This is a genomic window from Micromonospora taraxaci (assembly GCF_007830095.1).
Lineage (GTDB): Bacteria > Actinomycetota > Actinomycetes > Mycobacteriales > Micromonosporaceae > Micromonospora > Micromonospora taraxaci.
Genome location: NZ_VIWZ01000001.1, coordinates 3,353,025 through 3,369,129, shown reverse-complemented (window position 1 = coordinate 3,369,129; position 16,105 = coordinate 3,353,025). Strand labels below are relative to the sequence as shown.

Below are 16,105 nucleotides of genomic sequence, written 5' to 3'. Positions count from 1 at the left end.
CCACCGCATCGGGCATTCCGTGTCAACCACCACGAACTTTCGCACGGACATCAGCAACTTTTGATGAATCGAGGCGAAGCCATGGACACCTCAATCGAAACACCTTAATGTCTCGATCCATCCAGCCGGTGTTTCCGCAACGTCACTCGTCGGCGTCGAGGACGTTACGGCACCGGGCCGACGGCCTCCCTCACCGCTGCTCCACGCCCGGCCGCCGGACACTCCACCGCCTCCTGGAGGAACGATGGGCACACCCCTGCTACGCCGACTCCGCACACCCGTCCTGGGTACGCTCGCACTCGTTCTCACCGCCAGCGCCTGGGCCGCTCCGGCCGCCGCTGCCCCCGCACAGGAACCGGGCGTCACGCTTCGCGTCTTCGACGTGCAGGTGCCGCTCTCCGAGATCTGCACCCTCAAGCCGGCGCAGACCCCCAACGTGGACAAGCTGATGTCCACGATCAACTGGACCTCGGCGGCCGACTTCGGCTTCGAGGACAACTTCGTCTCGCAGGTGCTCGGCAACATCACCACCACCCAGGCCGGCAGCTACACGTTCCGGCTCAGCAGCGACGACGGTTCCAAGCTGGCGATCGACAACACCGTGGTGATCAACCACGACGGGTTGCACGGCGCGACCCCACCCAAGGAGGGCACCGTCACCCTCACCGCCGGGTTGCACGCGCTGCGCATCGACCATTTCGAGCGAGGGGGTGGGCAGCAGATCACCCTGGAGTGGAAGACGCCCGGTTCGTCGTCCTTCGTGGTCGTACCGAACTCGGCGCTGAGCACCGACGCCGGCGTGGTGCGGGTGACCGCGCCGGGCCGCAAGGAGTGCGAGGGCATCGCCGACACTCCCGGCGACGGCCTGCCGCTGACCGGGGTGCATCCCGGTTACACGCTGACCAACCTGCGGCCCAGCGGGTTCCAGCCGAAGGTCACCGGGATGGACTGGCTGGCCGACGGCCGACTGGTCGTCTCCACCTGGGGCGGCAGCGACCAGTCCGGCACCTCCCAGGACGGTGAGGTCTGGATCCTCGGCAACACCGGCGGCGCGACCACTCCGGGTGCCGTGACCACCAAGAAGATCGCCGGTGGGCTGAAGGAGCCGATGGGGCTGAAGGTCGTCGACGGGGTGGTCTACGTCTCGGAGAAGCAGCGGCTGACCCGGCTGGTCAACACCGGCGGCGACGAGGTGGCCGAGCGGCTGGAGACGGTCGCCACCTGGCCGTACGGGGGCAACTTCCACGAGTTCGCCTTCGGCCTGCTCTACGCCGACGGATTCTTCTACCTGAACCTGTCGGTGTCGATCAACTCCGGCGGCGCCACCACCAACCCGCAGCCCGCCACCAACCGGGGCACCACCCTCAAAGTCAACAAGGACACCGGCGCGATCAGCTACGTCGCCGGTGGTCTGCGTACCCCGCACGGCATCGGGTGGGGCCCGGAGGGCGGCATCTTCGTCACCGACAACCAGGGTGGTTGGCTGCCCTCGTCGAAGCTCGTGCACATCAAGCAGGGCCGGTTCTTCAACCACTACACCAACCCGGCCGGCCCGTTCGACACCGCAGCGGTCACCCCGCCGGTGCTGTGGATGCCGCAGAACGAGATCGCCAACTCTCCCAGCACTCCGCTGTACCTGACCAGCGGACGGTACGCCGGCCAGTTCGTCATCGGCGACGTGACGTACGGCGGCCTCCAGCGCGCCAACGTGGAAAAGGTCAACGGCGAGTACCAGGGCGCCCTGTTCCGGCTCACCCAGGGCCTGGAGGCGGGTGTCTCCGAGGTCAACATCGGCCCGGACGGCGCGATCTACGTCGGTGGGCTCGGCGCGGGCGGCAACTGGGGCCAGACCGGCAAGCTGTCGTACGGCCTGCAGAAGCTCACCCCGAACAGCACCACGACGTTCGAGATGCTCGCCATGCGGGCCACCACCGCCGGCTTCGAGGTGGAGTACACCCAGCCCGTGTCGACGGAGACCGCCGCCGACCTCGCCGCGCGTTACAAGATCAAGCAGTGGAGGTACGTGGCGACCTCGAACTACGGCGGCCCGAAGATCGACGAGGAGACGCTGACCGTCACCTCGGCCACCCTCTCGTCGGACGGCAAGAAGGTCAACCTGGCGGTCGCCGGTCGCAAGGCGGGCCACGTGGTCCACCTGCGCTCGCCACGTCCGTTCACCTCCACCAACGGCCAGTCACTGTGGAGCACCGAGGCGTGGTACACGCTCAACGCCATCCCGGGCGTCACCCCGCCGCCCAGTGACGGGACCAACCTGGCGCTCAACAAGCCGGCCGTCGCGGACAGCTCCTGCTCCACCAGCGAGAGCCCGGCCAAGGCCGTCAACGGCAGCGTGACCGGCGGCAACAGCGACAAGTGGTGCTCGAAGGGCACCAACAGGTACCTCCAGGTGGACCTGGGCGCCAGCCACACGGTGAACCGGGTCGTGGTCAAGCACGCCGGGGCCGGCGGTGAGGATCCCGCCTGGAACACCCGCGACTTCACCATCGCGTCCAGCGCCGACGGCACGACCTGGACCACCCGCGCCACGGTGACCGGCAACACGGCGAGCACCACCACCCACAACCTGGTCGCGCCGGGCACCCGTCACGTCCGGTTGGCGATCACCGCGCCGACCAGTACGACCGACACGGCCGCGCGGATCTACGAGCTGGAGGTGTACGCGAGCGCCGCCGGCACGCCGGGCAGCATCACCGGCGTCGGCGGCAAGTGCCTGGACGTCGACAACGCGGGCACCGCCGACGGCACCAAGGTGCAGCTGTGGACCTGCAACAACACCGCCGCGCAGTTGTGGAGCCGCGTCGGCGACACGTACCGCGCTCTGGGCAAGTGCCTGGACGTGGACAACGCGGGCACCGCCGACGGCACGAAGGTGCAGCTGTGGACCTGCAACGGCACCGGTTCGCAGGTGTGGCAGCCGCAGTCCGACGGGTCGCTGCGCAACCCGCAGTCGGGCAAGGTCCTCCAGGCCGCCGGCGGTGCCACCGCCGACGGCACGCAGATTCAGATCGGCACCAACACCGGGGCCGCCCACCAGAAGTGGGTGGTCAACGCCACCTGACAACGGAGGGGCCGGACCGGGTGACCGGTCCGGCCCCGCTCCCGTCTCAGGGGCCGTGCGGCAGCGGCTGCGCCAGCGCCCGAAGATCCGCCGGGAGTTGGGCCAGCGCGTCCTCGAACTCGCGATGCCCGACCACCCGGTGCATCGTCTGGAGCACCGCCCGGGTGCCCCGCTCGGCGGCCGGGCGGTCGATCCCGGCCCGGTCGGCGACCCGGCGCAGGAACTCGTCGAAGCCGAACGCCTCCGGTGGCTCGGCGGCCTTGACCAACAGCGGGCTCAGCTCGTCGGCCAGGTGCGGGGCCAACGCTCCCGCCTCACCGCCGCTGAGCCGCTCGGTGAGGGTCCGCAGAACAGCCTCGGTCAGTGGGCGCGCCTGCTCCGGCGGAACCCCCGCCCGTGCCGCGACCTTGTCGACGAACCCCAGCTCGGCCATGTCCCCGCCCTTCGTCCCGGAATCGCGTGGCTACCCGGGCCCTCCGACGGCAAACCCCCGGCAGCCGTAGCGGGATCGTTCTGGTTGTTGCTCCGCGCGGCACCGTTCCCGTCTCGTACGGTGAGGTCGGACCGGGAACCCGACGGCTGCCGACGGCGGCCCGTGCCGCAGGAGGAGCAGATGGCCGTCGACCTACCCGACGTGATCGACAGGTACTTCCGGGCCGTCAACGACCGGGACCTGGACGCCTTCGTCGCCTGCTTCGCGGACACCGCGAGTGTCGCCGACGAGGACCGGCTGTACGACGGGCGGGCCTCGATCCGCGCGTGGCGGCAGAAGACGATGGACGCCTACTCGTACACCGCCGAGCCGGTCCGTGTGACGTCGCAGGCGGGTGACTCCTACCTGGCTCTCACCCGGGTCTCCGGCGACTTCCCCGGCAGCCCGATCGAGCTGCGGTACCGGTTCACTCTGCGCGACGGCCTGATCGGTGCCCTGGACATCCGGCCGTAACCGCTGGAGATCGCCCGATGGGAGAAGCGACGTGCCGCGAGTCTGGCTCATCACCGGTTGCACCCGAGGTCTCGGCCGGGCCCTCGCCGAGGCCGTGCTGGCCGACGGCGACCAACTGGTAGCCACCGCACGGAACCCCAGCCAGCTGAATGCCCTCAGCGACCAGTACGGCGATCAGGTCCAGCCGATAGCTCTCGACGTCACCGACCCGGCCGCCGCCCGCGACGCGGTCCGCACTGCAGTGGACGGGTTCGGTCGTCTGGACGTTCTGGTGAACAACGCCGGGTACGCCGACGTCGCCGCGATCGAGGACATCTCGGAGGAGGACTTCCGCGCGCAGATCGACGCGAACTTCTACGGGGTGGTCAACCTGTCCCGCGCGGCGCTGCCGACGATGCGGGAGCAGGGGCGGGGGCACATCGTGCAGATCTCCAGCGTCGGTAGTCGGGTCGCCAGCACCGGTCTGGGGGCGTACCAGGCCGCCAAGTGGGCGGTCAGCGGCTTCTCCGGCGTGCTCGCCAGGGAGGTCGCGGCGTTCGGAATCCGGATCACCAGCGTCGAGCCGGGCGGGCTGCGCACCGACTGGGCCGGCTCGTCGATGAGTGAGCTGCCGATCAGCGAACCGTACCGCCCGGTCATCGACCCGGCCGTGCAGCGGCTGCGTCGGGGCAGCGGCAACCAGCCGGGCGACCCGGTACGTGCCGCCCAGGCGATCATCCGGATCACCACTGTCGACGACCCGCCCCTGCGGTTGCTGCTCGGCACCGACGCGGTAGCGGCCGCCTCGGCAGCCGCCGAGGCCCTCGCGACGTCCGACGCGCGGTGGCGGTCGCTGAGCGAGTCCGTCGCCTTCGACGCGGCCCCCTGAGTACCGGACCGACGACGTTTCGGGCCGGCCCGCAGGTGATCGACCGCCGAACGGACGAACGGGCGCGGCACCGCGGATGACATGATGTGGCGACAACGGCTTCGGCACGAGAAGGGTTGCTGCTGTCCGATGGCGCACTTCGGGGCTCGCACGTCCACGCTGACCGGCCCGATCGTGGTGGCGCTGACCGGCGACCCCGGACCGGAGGGCTGATGCCGGCCGAACGACGGGACACCGTGATCGAGCAGAGCGTCCCCGCCCAGTTCGCAGACACCATGACGTACCAGGTGGCGACCGACGTGCGGGCTCTACGCGCGTTCGTCAGCGCCGCCGCGCTGGCCCGGGGGCTGCCGCCGCACCGGGTGGAGGTGTTGACGCTGGCGGTCAGCGAGCTGGCCTCCAACACGTTGCAGCACACCACCGGCGGCGGCCGGGTCCTGCTCTGGGCCGAGGCGGGCCACCTGATCTGCGACGTCGTCGACCAGGGCCCGACGCGGACGTTCGGCCGCAGCATGCCGGCCACCGACGCGGTACGGGGTCGTGGGCTGGCGATCGTGGAGCAGATCTGCGACGAGGTCGCCGTGTTCACCAGGGCCGGGGAGACCGTCGTACGGATTCGCCTGACCCTGTGAACGCCGGCGGCGATCCACTCCCTCCCCGGCCAGGGGAGCTGCCACAATGCCGACAGACCGGTCCGACTGGAACCGGGGCGAACCGACCGGGAGGACGCCACAATGCCGGACAGCGCACGCGAGGCAGAGCTGCTCGACGCCGAGCGCACCCTGCAGGCCGCCCAACGGGCCGGCGACGCCGACGCCCTCGACCAGTTACTTGTCGACCAACTGATCTGCGTCGGCCCGGACGGCCGTACGTACACCAAGCAGGACGACCTGACGGCACACCGGGAGCGCCGCTCGGTGGTACGGGAGCTGGTCGAGGAGGAGCTGGACCTTCTCGTCGTCGGGTCGACCGGGGTGACGTTCTTCCTGGGTCGGGTGGCCGGGACCGTCGACGGGGCGCCGTTCGCGGCTCGCCTGCGCTACACCCGCACCTGGATCCACGACGACCCGCACGGCTGGCGGGTCCTCGCCGCGCACATCAGCCCGGTCTGACCCCGGTCTCCGCCAGCGCGCGGCTCACCCGGTCGGACAGCCGGGCCGTCACCACCAGCTCGTTGAGCTGGGCCAGCCCGTCGGGTTGCTCGGGCAGCCGGGTCTCGTGGTGCGCCTGGTCGAGCCGCGACGCCAACTCGGCCAGGTCACGGTCGAGGACCGGGCCGGCCACGGCGTCGCCGAGCCCGCCGTGTTCGGCGGCTTGCTTCGCCGCGATCAGGTCGGGAAGGTACGTCGGCGCCGGTTCAGCTTCGAGCAGGCTCGGCAGGTGAGCCAGAACCCGACCGCTCCGCATCAGGTGGACGCCGGTGAGCAGCGCCCGGAAGGTGTACAGCAGGGGTTTCAGTTCGCCGGTCCTGTCGAACAGCCGCCGCTGCGTGGCGGCGAAGCCACGGTAGTGGTGAGCGTGGTGACGGGTCAGCACCGACGGCGCCAACCCGACCAACGCCGAGTGTGCCGCGGAGGTGTGCACCACCAGCGGTGACAGCAACTGTTCGAGCACGTAGCCGTTGCGACGGAGCATCAGCCGCACGAACTTGCGCAGGTCGTGAGTGACCAGGTCCAGTTCCACGCCGTCGCGGTCGGTCATGACCGTCTGCGTCTCGGTCGGCTGCGCCAGCCCGACCAGGTCCCGCACCGGAAGCAGGTGTGCGCCGCGCAGGTCGACATCCGAGTCGACGGACGGGAACCCGTACAGGTGCGCTCCGGAGACGGTGGCGAACACCATCGGGTACGGCTGGTCGGCGACGATGCCCGTCAGGTCGACGCCGCCCGGCAGACCGGCACCCTCCCAGGCGGTCACGCCGCACACCGCAGCGAGCGGTCCCGGACCGAGACCAACCACCGCTCGACCCTCGCCTCATCGGGTCGGTCCGGCAACGGGCTGGTGGGGAGGTCGGCCGCCATCCGGCTCACCAGCCGATCCCGCCAGGCGACGACGTCGTCCCAGGGCACCTCACCGGCCTTGACCGCCAGCAGACGGTCCCGGTCGGCACCCACGTCCAGCACCAGACGGCCGGTACGGACCAGATCGCCCCCGGCGGCCAGCAGCCGGATCAGGTGCGTCACGTGCCGCCACACCGGCATGCCGGAGCGGGCGATCCCGCGTTCAGCCTTGCCGAACTGGGCCGTGGCGTACCGCAGGTAGGTGTCCGCCACGCGCCGGGACAGGAAGGCCGGCGCGAGAGCCAGCAACTCCTCCCCCAGCGGGGTGCACCTCTCGACCAGCGGAGAGTGCAGCACTTCCAGGACTGTGGGGTTCGCCGCCAACCCCAGCACGCAGACCCGCTCCACCTCCCACCGCACCTGCTCCGGGAGGGGCCCGTCGTGATGCCACGCGGGCTTGCGCAGCCCCCAGAACGCCGAGGCCGGCAGGGCGTACACCCCGCGTCGGTCGGTGTCCGACGTCGCGCCGGACAGGCCGAAGGCGCGGGATCCCACCACCACCTGCAGGATCGTCCGGTCGTCGACCAGCTGATCCGTCAGCACGTGTGTCATTGACGCCTCCCCCGCGCGCTTGCGTCCACCGCCCGAACGACGGTGTCCGCGGCACACCATGCCTGTCGCGGACCGCTGCCGTCGAATCCTTTCCTCAGGTGACGACGGCCTCGATCGGCCCGACGCGCAGGGTGCCGTCGTTGAGTGGGGTGCAGCGGATGCCGCCAGTGGTGCGCAATGCCTTCCACGTGCCCGGTCCGACGGTGACGTCCATCCAGGCGCAGGGCCGGGCCGCCCGGTTGACCCGCAGGCTGACCGGGCCGTCCCCGGAGTCCAGCACCAGCACCCTGCCGATCAACTCGTCCACGGCTATCCCGGTGGTGAGGATGTTGCGGCGGACCTCGGCCAGACCGATGCCGACCGGCAGCGACTCTTGGGCGATGACCGTGACGCTGGCGTCGCGGTGTGCCTGCTGGCCGAAGTACCGGTCGCCGACGATGCCGAGGCCGGCCCGGATCCGGACCGTGTCGACCACCTCACCGGGCGGCGCCGGCGCCGGGCCGTCGGCGGGCCGGCCCAGAAAGCGGTGCACGGGCGAGGCCAGCAACTCGACGATCTCCGGCATGGCAGGAATTGTACGAAGCGGACAGGGTCCCGCGAGGCAGGTCGACGGACGACCGGGCCGTCGTACGCGGCGGGCGGTGACCGTCGGTCACCTCAGTGGGGGCGGGTGCGGTAGCGAGCGGTATACCTCAGAGTCATATTCATGACTCTGAGGTATACCGCTCGACAGCACATCGACCTGGGCAGGCCCAACCGCGACTCGGTTCAGGCTGGTGTGCCGGTGACGGTGAGGTTGCGCAGCCGACCCACGTTGTCGAACGAGCCGAAGCCCACCCGCCCGGAGCCGAAGGTGGTGTCCTTCGCGGTCAGCAGCGGGTCCTTGTGCCCGTCGACGTAGACGCCGATCTCGCCGGTGGACGGCAGGTGCACCACCCGGACCCGGTGCCAGTCGGCATCGGTGATCGCCGGGTTGGCGCCCCGTGACCGACCGTTCCACTGGTGGTCGATGCGCTCCCGGTCGGCGTTGTTCACCTTGAAGATGCCGTTGTGCGGGTAGATGGTGTTGTCGGTGGAGAGGTGGGCGTAGTAGAACTCGGTGTCCGAGCGCCAGCCGAAGACGACGATCACGTCGCGGTTGGTGACCTCCACCGGTGTGTCGAGGCGTACCCGAGCGTCGACCTGCACCGACGACCACGCCGGGCCGGCGGTCAGCACGGCGTACTCGAACGGCCGGCGCGGGCCCGGCCGGCTCTCCCCGGCCTCGGCCAGGATGACCTGGTCGCCTGTGAACTGCCACTTCGACGGGGTCACCGGCGCCCAGTTCGCGGCTCCGGCGGTGCGGCGCACCGTGGTGTCGCCGACGTCGCCGCTGGCGAACTCCCGAGTGCCGGTCACCTTCCAGATCTTCCCGTTGGCCTTGGCGACCAGGTAGAGCTCACCGGCGGCGTCGGTGCCGAAGCGCAGGTCCACCCGGTTGGGGTCGCCGGGGGCGCCCGGCCCGGAGAGGTCCCGCATCCGGACCGCGTTGCCGGCGGCGTCGAAGAGCGCGAGTTGGTGGATCGGGGCCAGGCCACGGCCGCGCCGCATCTCGTTCGCCTCGGTGTAGAGCACCCGACCGTCGACCAGGTCACCGAAGACGTACTTGCCGCGCAGCGCGGGCAGCGTCCGTCCCCGGTAGACGAAGCCGCCGGCCACCGCGACGCCGACGTCGTCGGTGCAGTTCCAGCCCGCGGCGGGGTCGTGGTCGTACGCGGCGACGGGGTACGTGTAGCCGTACCTGTCATCGTCGGCGGGCAATGGCAGCAGTCGGTCACAGGGGCTCGTGGCCGACTTGTCGAAGACGAAGGAGCCCTCGCGCTCGCTCCAGCCGAAGTTGTCGCCGGCGCGGACCTCGTAGATCGCTTCGACGGCGTGCTCACCGATGTGCCCGAGGTACATGCGGCCGGTGGCCCGATCCCAGCTGAACCGGTGCGGGTCGCGGAAGCCCAGGGCGTAGATCTCGCCGAGCGCCCTGGCGGTGCCGACGAACGGGTTCCCGGGTGGGATGCCGTAGCGCCCGTTGGCCGAGTTGGTGCCCCGGGGGTCGATCCGCAGCAGTTTGCCGTGCGGGAGGGCCAGGTTCTGCGGGTCGGTGTTGCGGGCGCCCTGGCCGCCGTCGCCGACCGCGAGGTAGAGCAGGCCGTAGTCGCGGTCGTGACGCTTGGCCGTGGGGTTGAAGTTGATCTCCTGGATGCCGTGCACCTGGCCGCCGAAGCCGATGCGCAGCACCTCACGGTGGGTGCCGGCGAAGGTCGGAGCGGCCGGATCGGTAGCCGTCCATTCGGTGATGACGCCGTGGAAGAGCGTGTTGGGCTGGGCGAAGTCCGGTGTGGTGGTCGTCGTCGAGGCCAACTCGGTGTGGATGGTGTAGAACCGGCCGTTGACGCCGAACTCCGGGTGGAACGCGACGTACCCGAAGCCCTGGCCCAGACCCCGGCCGGAGAAGAACTGCGGCGCGAACGTCGCGGCCACGTCCAGGTAGACGTGCGGCACGCCGTTCTCGACCAGGTAGAGGTTGCCGTTGAGGTCGGGCACCGCCCGCCGGCCCGAGCCGTCGGGCAGCTCCATGACGGTGTTGATCCGGGCGGTCCGCATGAGCCGCGGATCGGTCGGGGCCGGAGTGGGGTACGACTGCGGGAGGCTGGCGTACTCGCTGAGGACCAGCCCGATCCGGGACTGGATCGGCATCTCGGGGATCGGGTCGTCGACGGCGTCGACGGCCCGGGCGGGTGGCGCGAGCAGTGTGGACAGGACCAGCGCGAGGGCGGTGAGGCCAGCGGTCAGCCCGGATCGACGGCGGTGGGGGTTGAGCACGCGTGTCTCCTTCTCGGTGGGACGGTGCCGAGGGTGGTCAGCGGGCCAGGTGGCGATACTGCCTCCGCACGTCGCTCGCGGAGACCACGTTGTCGAGGAACATCAGGCCGTCCATGCGGCAGTCACAGGGGTTACGTTCGGCGGTGTTCTGGGGGAAGCTCCCGCCGATCTTGATGCCACGGGGGTCGGAGGCGGTGGTTACGTGTGGGCCGGGCCCGGACACCAGCCACGGGTCGTCGGTGCGGGTGTAGAAGCCGTCCACCGGTTCGCCGTTGCGGTAGAGGGCGAGGGCGCCGGTGTCGAAGTCGAAGGTGGCAGCGAGGTGCACCCACTCCCCCACCGGCAGCAGCTCGCGCCAGTCGCTGTTGGCGGCGAAGGTCTGCGAGTTGCCGCCGTCGAGTCGCCGCCCGAGCGCGACCAGGCGCAGTTGCCCGTCGACGTCGATCAGCTCCAGCAGGGCCCGGACGCCGTGGCCGTCGGAGTCGCCGGTCAGCACCCCGGCCAGCCCGATGGCGTTGTACCGGTCGTCCGGGTCGGCGGTCGTGGAGTTGGGCAGCGGGCTGTCCATGTTGAGCTTGAACCAGCCCAGCACGCTGGTGCCCGCCGTGCCGCTGAAGGCGCGCAGGGTCCGCACTCCGCTTGCCGACCAGGTGCCGGCCTTCCAGTCGTCGTTGCCGGCCACGGCCGGGTCAACCTGCCGGGTCTGTAGCGCGTTGCGGCTGCCCCGGTAGGCACGGTCGGGCACCCGCATGGCGGCCCCGCCGTTGATCAGCTCGATCTCGGTGCCGGACCGGCCCTGGTCGCGTTCCAGCGCGGGGTCGCCGAGCACCGGGTGGTCGAAGTCGTACGCGGCGACCAGGTGCGCGCGCAGCGCCGGGTGGACGTCGTGCGAGATGGTGCGCTCCGCCTGCGCCGGTGGCGCCCCGGCGCCGGTCAGTGCGCCGATCGCCAGGAGGGAGACGGCGGCTCGTCGGGCCCTGGACATCGCTGTCACCTCGTTTCGCGGCATGCCGGATGCCGGTCACGTAAGCGCTTACGTAAGCGCTTACGTACCCTAGGCTTCGATGAATGTCGCTCGCAATAGATCGGGTGGCATGAATGTTCTCGGAGGGTTGCCGATGCCCAGGGCCAGCCAGCGGCCGCGCCTCGTGGACGTCGCGGAACACGCCGCCGTCTCGCTGGCGACCGCGTCCCGGGCCCTCGCCGGCCGCGAGGGCGTCAGCGCCGAGGTGGCCGACCGGATCCGGCAGATCGCACACGACCTGGGATACGTCGCCAACCCGTACGCCCGCACGCTGGCCAGCGGGGCCAGCTCGACAGTGGGGCTGATCGTCCACCAGATCGACGATCCGTACTTCGCCGAGATCTCCGCCGGAGTCATCCAGTTCGCCGCCGAACAGGGGCTTCTGGTGCAGATCTGCCAGTCCGGCCGCGACCCCGGCTACGAGTTGCAGCAGCTACGGCACCTGATCGCCCAGCGGGTCGGCATCGTCCTGATCAGCGGGTCGGGCTACGACGACCCCCGCACGGAGGTGGCCGCCCGTGCCGAGCTGGCCGCGTTCCAGGACCATGGCGGGCGGGCCGCGGCCATCGGACGGCACGCGCTCGGCATCGACGCCGTCCTGCCGGACAACGAGGCCGGCGGTCACGCGCTCGCCCAGCACCTGATGGATCTCGGCCATCGGCGGATCGCTGTCGCCGCGGGCAGCGCCGGTCTCACCACTGTCGCCGACCGGCTGGCCGGAGTGTCGTCGGCAGTGCGGCAGCGCGGGCGGTCCCCGGACGATCTCGCCGTGGTGCACAGCGACTTCACCCGCGGTGGTGGTCGGGCGGCAGCCGAGCAGATCCTCAGCGAGCACCCGGAGACGACAGCGATCGTCGCGCTCAACGACGCGATGGCCATGGGCGTGTTGTCGACGCTGCGGTCGCGCCGGGTGCCGGTGCCCGCGCGGATGTCCGTCGTCGGCTTCGACGACGTGTCCGTGGCGGCCGACCTCGCGCCCAGCCTCACCACCATCCGCCTGCCGATGACCGAGATGGGCCGTACCGCACTCGGTCTGGCCCTCAAGCCCCGCTCGACACGCCCCCGCCGACGCCCCACCGGGCACCTGCTTGTCGTCCGCGACTCGACCGGCCCGGCCCCGAGGATCTGACCGGTCGACGCCAACTCACACCGCCAGGGCCGCCCGGACCTCCCGTTCCGCCGTGACACCCCCGTCGCCGTGCGAGGTGACCCGGCCGGATTCCAGCACCTGGTAGCGGTCCGCCACACGCAGCGCGAAACCCAGGTGCTGTTCCACGAGCAGCACGCTGAACCCGGACTGCCGGGTCAGCTCGACGATCCGTTCCTGGATCTCCGCGACCACCGACGGTTGGATGCCCTCGGTCGGCTCGTCGAGCATCAGCAGTCTCGGCCGGGTGATCAGAGCGCGGGCGATGGCCAGTTGCTGGCGCTGGCCTCCGGAGAGCAGCCCGGCCCGACGCCGCAGCAGCGGACGCAACGCTGGGAACAGGTCCAGCACCTCGGCGGTGGCCACCGTGCCGTCGCGCCGGCCGTCGGCGACCAGACGCAGATTCTCCGCGGCGGTCAGGTGTGGGAAGCACTGCTGGCCCTGCGGGACGTACGCCATTCCCCGCGCCACCCGCTCGTGCGGCCCGAGGCGGGTGACGTCCTCACCGTCCAGCTCGACGGTACCGGCGCTCGGGCGCAGCAGCCCGGCGGCGACCCGCAGCAGTGTGCTCTTGCCGGCGCCGTTGTGCCCGAGCACCGCGGCGACCCCGTCCGGCGGGACGGCCAGGTCGACGCCGTGCAGCACCCGAGAGCGCCCGTACCCGGCGTGCACCGCACGCAACGTCAGCATCATGCCTCCAGGCCGGTACGGGCCGACCCGGCGTCGACCGGGTGGCCAAGGTAGACCTCCTGCACGCGCGGGTCCGCCTGGACCTGCGCCACAGTGCCCTCGCTGAGCACCCGCCCGGCGTGCAGCACCGTGACGCTGCGCGCGAACCGGCGCAGGAAGTCCATGTCGTGCTCGATCACGACCACCGTGCGGTCCCGGCTCACCGTCTCCAGCAGCGACCCGGTGGCGTCGCGTTCCTCGTGGCTCATGCCGGCGACCGGCTCGTCGAGCAGCAGCAGCCGCGCGTCCTGCACCAGCAGCATCCCGATCTCCAGCCACTGCTTCTGACCGTGCGCGAGCGTTCCGGCAAGGTGGTCGGCCCGGTCGACCAGCCCGATGGTCTCCAGCGCGGCCGCCACGTCGTCGGGGACACCCCGCCGACGGCGGGCCAGTGTCGCCCACCCGCGCCGGGCGCCCGCCGCGATGTCGAGGTTCTGCAACACCGACAGCTCCTCGAAGACCGCCGACGTCTGGAACGTCCGCCCGATGCCCAGGCGACTGATCCGGTGCACCGGGCGCCCCAACAGCTCGTCGTCACCGAAACGGACCGAGCCGGTGGCCCGGACCAGGCCGGTGATCGCGTCCACGAGGGTGGTCTTGCCGGCCCCGTTCGGCCCGATCAGGAACCGGATGTCACCGGCGGGCACCTCCAGGGACACGCCGTCCACGGCGGTGAAACCGTCGAAGCTGACCCGCACGTCACGGACGGACAACCCGTCCAACCGGTCGCCGCTCATGCCGTTGTCACCTCCCGCTCGGCGCGTCGTCGGCCCGGTGGGGACCACCAACGCCGCGCTGGTGTGGCGCTGCCGTCACGGCGGCGGGCCAGCGCCCACAGCGACGCCAGGCCGCCGGGGAGGAACGCCACCACGACCACGAAGAGCAAACCCTGGAGGTACGTCCAGGTGCCCGGGAACCGTTCCGAGAGGGCGGTACGCGCCCAGGCCACCGCCACCGCGCCGAGCACCGGGCCGAGCAGGGTGGCCCGGCCGCCCACCGCGACGCCGATGACGAACTCGATCGACGGGACGATGCCGATCAGCGCGGGCGAGATGATGCCCACGGCCGGCACGAACAGCGCTCCGGCCAGCCCGGCCATCCCGGCCGCGACCACGTACGCCACGAGTTTGACCGACGCCGGGTCGTAGCCGAGGAAGCGGACCCGTTCCTCACCGTCGCGGACCGCCACCAGCAGCTCGCCGTAACGACTGTGGATGAGCTGACGGGCCAGCGCGAGCAACGCCAACAGGGTTCCGGCGATGACGAAGTAGACCATCCGCTGGTTGACCGGGTCGTCCAGGTCGTACCCGAAGAAGCCCTTGATGTCGGTGAGGCCGTTGGTGCCACCGGTGGTGCCCTGCTGGCCGATCAACAGGATCACCATCGCGGCGGCGAGCGCCTGGCTGAGGATGGCGAAGTACGCGCCCCGGACGCGGCGGCGGAAGACCAGCGAGCCCAGCCCGAAGGCGACCGCCATCGGCAGCAGCACTGTCGCGGGCAGCGCGAACCACGGGCTGGCGAACGGTCGCCACCACAGCGGCAGTTCGTCGAGTTGCCCGTACAGCTGCATGAAGTCGGGCATCCCGCCCGGGCCCGCGTCGGCGAGCTTGAGGTGCATGGCCATCGCGTAGCCGCCGAGGCCGAAGAAGACTCCCTGGCCGAGGGTGAGCATGCCGCCCCGGCCCCAGGCGATCCCGATGCCGACGGCGACCATGGCGACGCAGAGGTACTTGGCGAGCAGGGACAGCCGGAAGTCCGACAGCACCAGGGGCGCGACGGCGAACAGCAGCGCCGCCCCGAACGCGAAGCCGGCCGCCGCGCGCAGCCGCGATCGCCTTCGCGGCGGGTTCGGTGGTGCGGCGCCGGCGGGCGCGGGGCGGACGGCGGTGCTGGGCGGCGCGGGGGTGACGGCGGTCATGCGAGGCTCCTGGTCCGCAGGGTGAACAGGCCCTGTGGCCGCCACTGGAGGAACGCGACGATCGCCACGAACACGATCACCTTGGCGACGCTGAGGGTGGTGAGGTACTCCCCGGTGGCCTGGAGGACACCGAGGGCGAAGGCAACGATCACGCTGCCCTTGAGCTGGCCGATCCCGCCGACCACGACGACCAGGAAGGCATCGATGATCAGGTTGGTGCCCATCGTCGGGCCGATCGGGCCGAGCAGGGTCAGCGCCACACCGGCGAGCCCGGCCAGCCCGGACCCGACGAAGAAGGTCGTCCGGTCGACCCGGGAGGTGGCGATGCCGGACACCGCGGCGAGGTCCCGGTTCTGCACCACCGCGCGGATGCGACGCCCGAGTGGGGTGAGCCGCAGCGCCAGCGTGAGGGCCGCGACGGCGGCCAGCGCGAGGGCCAGGATGAACAGCCGGTTGTTGGCGATGGTCAGCCCACCGGGGAGCGCCACGTTGCCGGTCAGCAACTCCGGCGCGCGGGTCTGCACGTTCGGGCTGCCGAAGATGTCCCGGGCCAGCTGTTGCAGCATCAGGGACACACCCCAGGTGACCAGCAGGGTGTCCAGCGGTCGGGCGTACAGCCGGCGGATGAGCAGCAGCTCCAGGAGCGCGCCCATGGTGCCGGCGACCACGAATGCCACCGGCAGCGCGACCACCAGCGACCAGCCGGCCCCGGTGATGCTCTGCTGGAGGACGTAGGTGGTGTACGCGCCGGCCATGATGAACTCACCGTGGGCCATGTTGATCACGTTCATCTGGCCGAAGGTCAGCGCGAGGCCGAGCGCGATGAGCAGCAGCACCGCGCCGATGCTGATACCGGTGAAGAGTTGACCGAAGAGGACTGTCACTGTGGGTCTCCGAACTGCTGGTCGGGTGGCCCGGGTGGGGCGCGC

16 protein-coding genes are annotated in these 16,105 nt (G+C 71.0%); 6 read left to right on the top strand and 10 right to left on the bottom strand.

Translation table 11 applies throughout. The annotated features are described in order from the left end of the window. Positions 1-244 precede the first annotated feature (244 nt). On the top strand, positions 245-3,079 hold the full coding sequence (locus FHU34_RS15425; RefSeq protein WP_145781025.1) for a ricin-type beta-trefoil lectin domain protein: 2,835 nt from the start codon (positions 245-247) through the stop codon (positions 3,077-3,079). A gap of 46 nt (positions 3,080-3,125) precedes the next feature. Here the strand turns inward: FHU34_RS15425 and FHU34_RS15420 are convergent, their stop codons facing one another. Continuing rightward, the gene (locus FHU34_RS15420) at positions 3,126-3,512 is read right to left on the bottom strand and encodes a DUF2267 domain-containing protein (protein ID WP_145781023.1); all 387 of its coding nucleotides are present in this window, start codon (positions 3,510-3,512) and stop codon (positions 3,126-3,128) included. Between the two features lie 180 nt (positions 3,513-3,692). On the opposite strand from FHU34_RS15420, the gene FHU34_RS15415 reads away from it, so the two are divergent. The 4 genes from FHU34_RS15415 to FHU34_RS15400 all read left to right on the top strand — a co-directional run bounded on the left by FHU34_RS15415 (position 3,693) and on the right by FHU34_RS15400 (position 6,005). Next, positions 3,693-4,025 carry a nuclear transport factor 2 family protein gene (locus FHU34_RS15415; RefSeq protein WP_145781021.1) on the top strand — a complete coding sequence of 111 codons (333 nt, stop codon included), beginning with the start codon at positions 3,693-3,695 and terminating at the stop codon, positions 4,023-4,025. A 31-nt stretch (positions 4,026-4,056) separates the two neighbouring features. After that, complete coding sequence (locus FHU34_RS15410) at positions 4,057-4,893, top strand: oxidoreductase (protein WP_145781019.1); 837 nt, start codon at positions 4,057-4,059, stop codon at positions 4,891-4,893. Positions 4,894-5,105: 212 nt separating this feature from the next. Continuing rightward, a complete protein-coding gene (locus FHU34_RS15405) occupies positions 5,106-5,525 on the top strand; it encodes an ATP-binding protein (RefSeq protein ID WP_145781017.1) in 420 nt (139 codons plus the stop codon). 102 nt (positions 5,526-5,627) lie between these two features. Then, positions 5,628-6,005, top strand: a complete 378-nt coding sequence (locus FHU34_RS15400; RefSeq protein WP_145781014.1) for a nuclear transport factor 2 family protein — start codon at positions 5,628-5,630, stop codon at positions 6,003-6,005. On the opposite strand, the gene FHU34_RS15395 is transcribed toward FHU34_RS15400, so the two are convergent. The 5 genes from FHU34_RS15395 to FHU34_RS15375 all read right to left on the bottom strand — a co-directional run bounded on the left by FHU34_RS15395 (position 5,992) and on the right by FHU34_RS15375 (position 11,343). Beyond that, a complete protein-coding gene (locus tag FHU34_RS15395; protein WP_280116512.1) occupies positions 5,992-6,783 on the bottom strand; it encodes a nucleotidyltransferase domain-containing protein in 792 nt (263 codons plus the stop codon). The genes FHU34_RS15400 and FHU34_RS15395 overlap by 14 nt on opposite strands. Before the next feature lie 20 nt (positions 6,784-6,803). Next, positions 6,804-7,502 (bottom strand): nucleotidyltransferase domain-containing protein, encoded by a 699-nt coding sequence (locus tag FHU34_RS15390; protein WP_145781010.1) that lies wholly within the window; start codon positions 7,500-7,502, stop codon positions 6,804-6,806. Between the two features lie 94 nt (positions 7,503-7,596). Next, a complete protein-coding gene (locus FHU34_RS15385) occupies positions 7,597-8,067 on the bottom strand; it encodes a molybdenum cofactor biosysynthesis protein (RefSeq protein ID WP_145781008.1) in 471 nt (156 codons plus the stop codon). 203 nt (positions 8,068-8,270) lie between these two features. Then, positions 8,271-10,358 carry a PQQ-dependent sugar dehydrogenase gene (locus FHU34_RS15380; RefSeq protein ID WP_145781005.1) on the bottom strand — a complete coding sequence of 696 codons (2,088 nt, stop codon included), beginning with the start codon at positions 10,356-10,358 and terminating at the stop codon, positions 8,271-8,273. 37 nt (positions 10,359-10,395) lie between these two features. Beyond that, positions 10,396-11,343 carry a LamG-like jellyroll fold domain-containing protein gene (locus tag FHU34_RS15375; protein ID WP_208745006.1) on the bottom strand — a complete coding sequence of 316 codons (948 nt, stop codon included), beginning with the start codon at positions 11,341-11,343 and terminating at the stop codon, positions 10,396-10,398. Between the two features lie 133 nt (positions 11,344-11,476). Between FHU34_RS15375 and FHU34_RS15370 the strand changes: the two genes are divergently transcribed. Further along, positions 11,477-12,511 carry a LacI family DNA-binding transcriptional regulator gene (locus FHU34_RS15370; RefSeq protein WP_145781001.1) on the top strand — a complete coding sequence of 345 codons (1,035 nt, stop codon included), beginning with the start codon at positions 11,477-11,479 and terminating at the stop codon, positions 12,509-12,511. Positions 12,512-12,526: 15 nt separating this feature from the next. On the opposite strand, the gene urtE is transcribed toward FHU34_RS15370, so the two are convergent. Genes urtE through urtB form a run of 4 tightly spaced genes read right to left on the bottom strand, consistent with a single transcriptional unit; the run spans position 12,527 to position 16,060 of the window. After that, positions 12,527-13,219, bottom strand: coding sequence for an urea ABC transporter ATP-binding subunit UrtE (urtE, locus tag FHU34_RS15365; RefSeq protein WP_145780999.1), 693 nt, complete (start codon positions 13,217-13,219; stop codon positions 12,527-12,529). Beyond that, positions 13,219-13,995, bottom strand: coding sequence for an urea ABC transporter ATP-binding protein UrtD (gene urtD / locus FHU34_RS15360; protein ID WP_145780997.1), 777 nt, complete (start codon positions 13,993-13,995; stop codon positions 13,219-13,221). Before urtD ends, urtE begins: the two co-directional genes overlap by 1 nt. Beyond that, positions 13,992-15,176, bottom strand: a complete 1,185-nt coding sequence (gene urtC / locus FHU34_RS15355; protein WP_145780995.1) for an urea ABC transporter permease subunit UrtC — start codon at positions 15,174-15,176, stop codon at positions 13,992-13,994. Before urtC ends, urtD begins: the two co-directional genes overlap by 4 nt. After that, entirely contained in the window at positions 15,173-16,060 is an 888-nt protein-coding gene (gene urtB, locus FHU34_RS15350) for an urea ABC transporter permease subunit UrtB (protein WP_145780993.1), read from the bottom strand. The genes urtC and urtB overlap by 4 nt, the downstream gene beginning before the upstream one ends. Positions 16,061-16,105 lie beyond the last annotated feature (45 nt).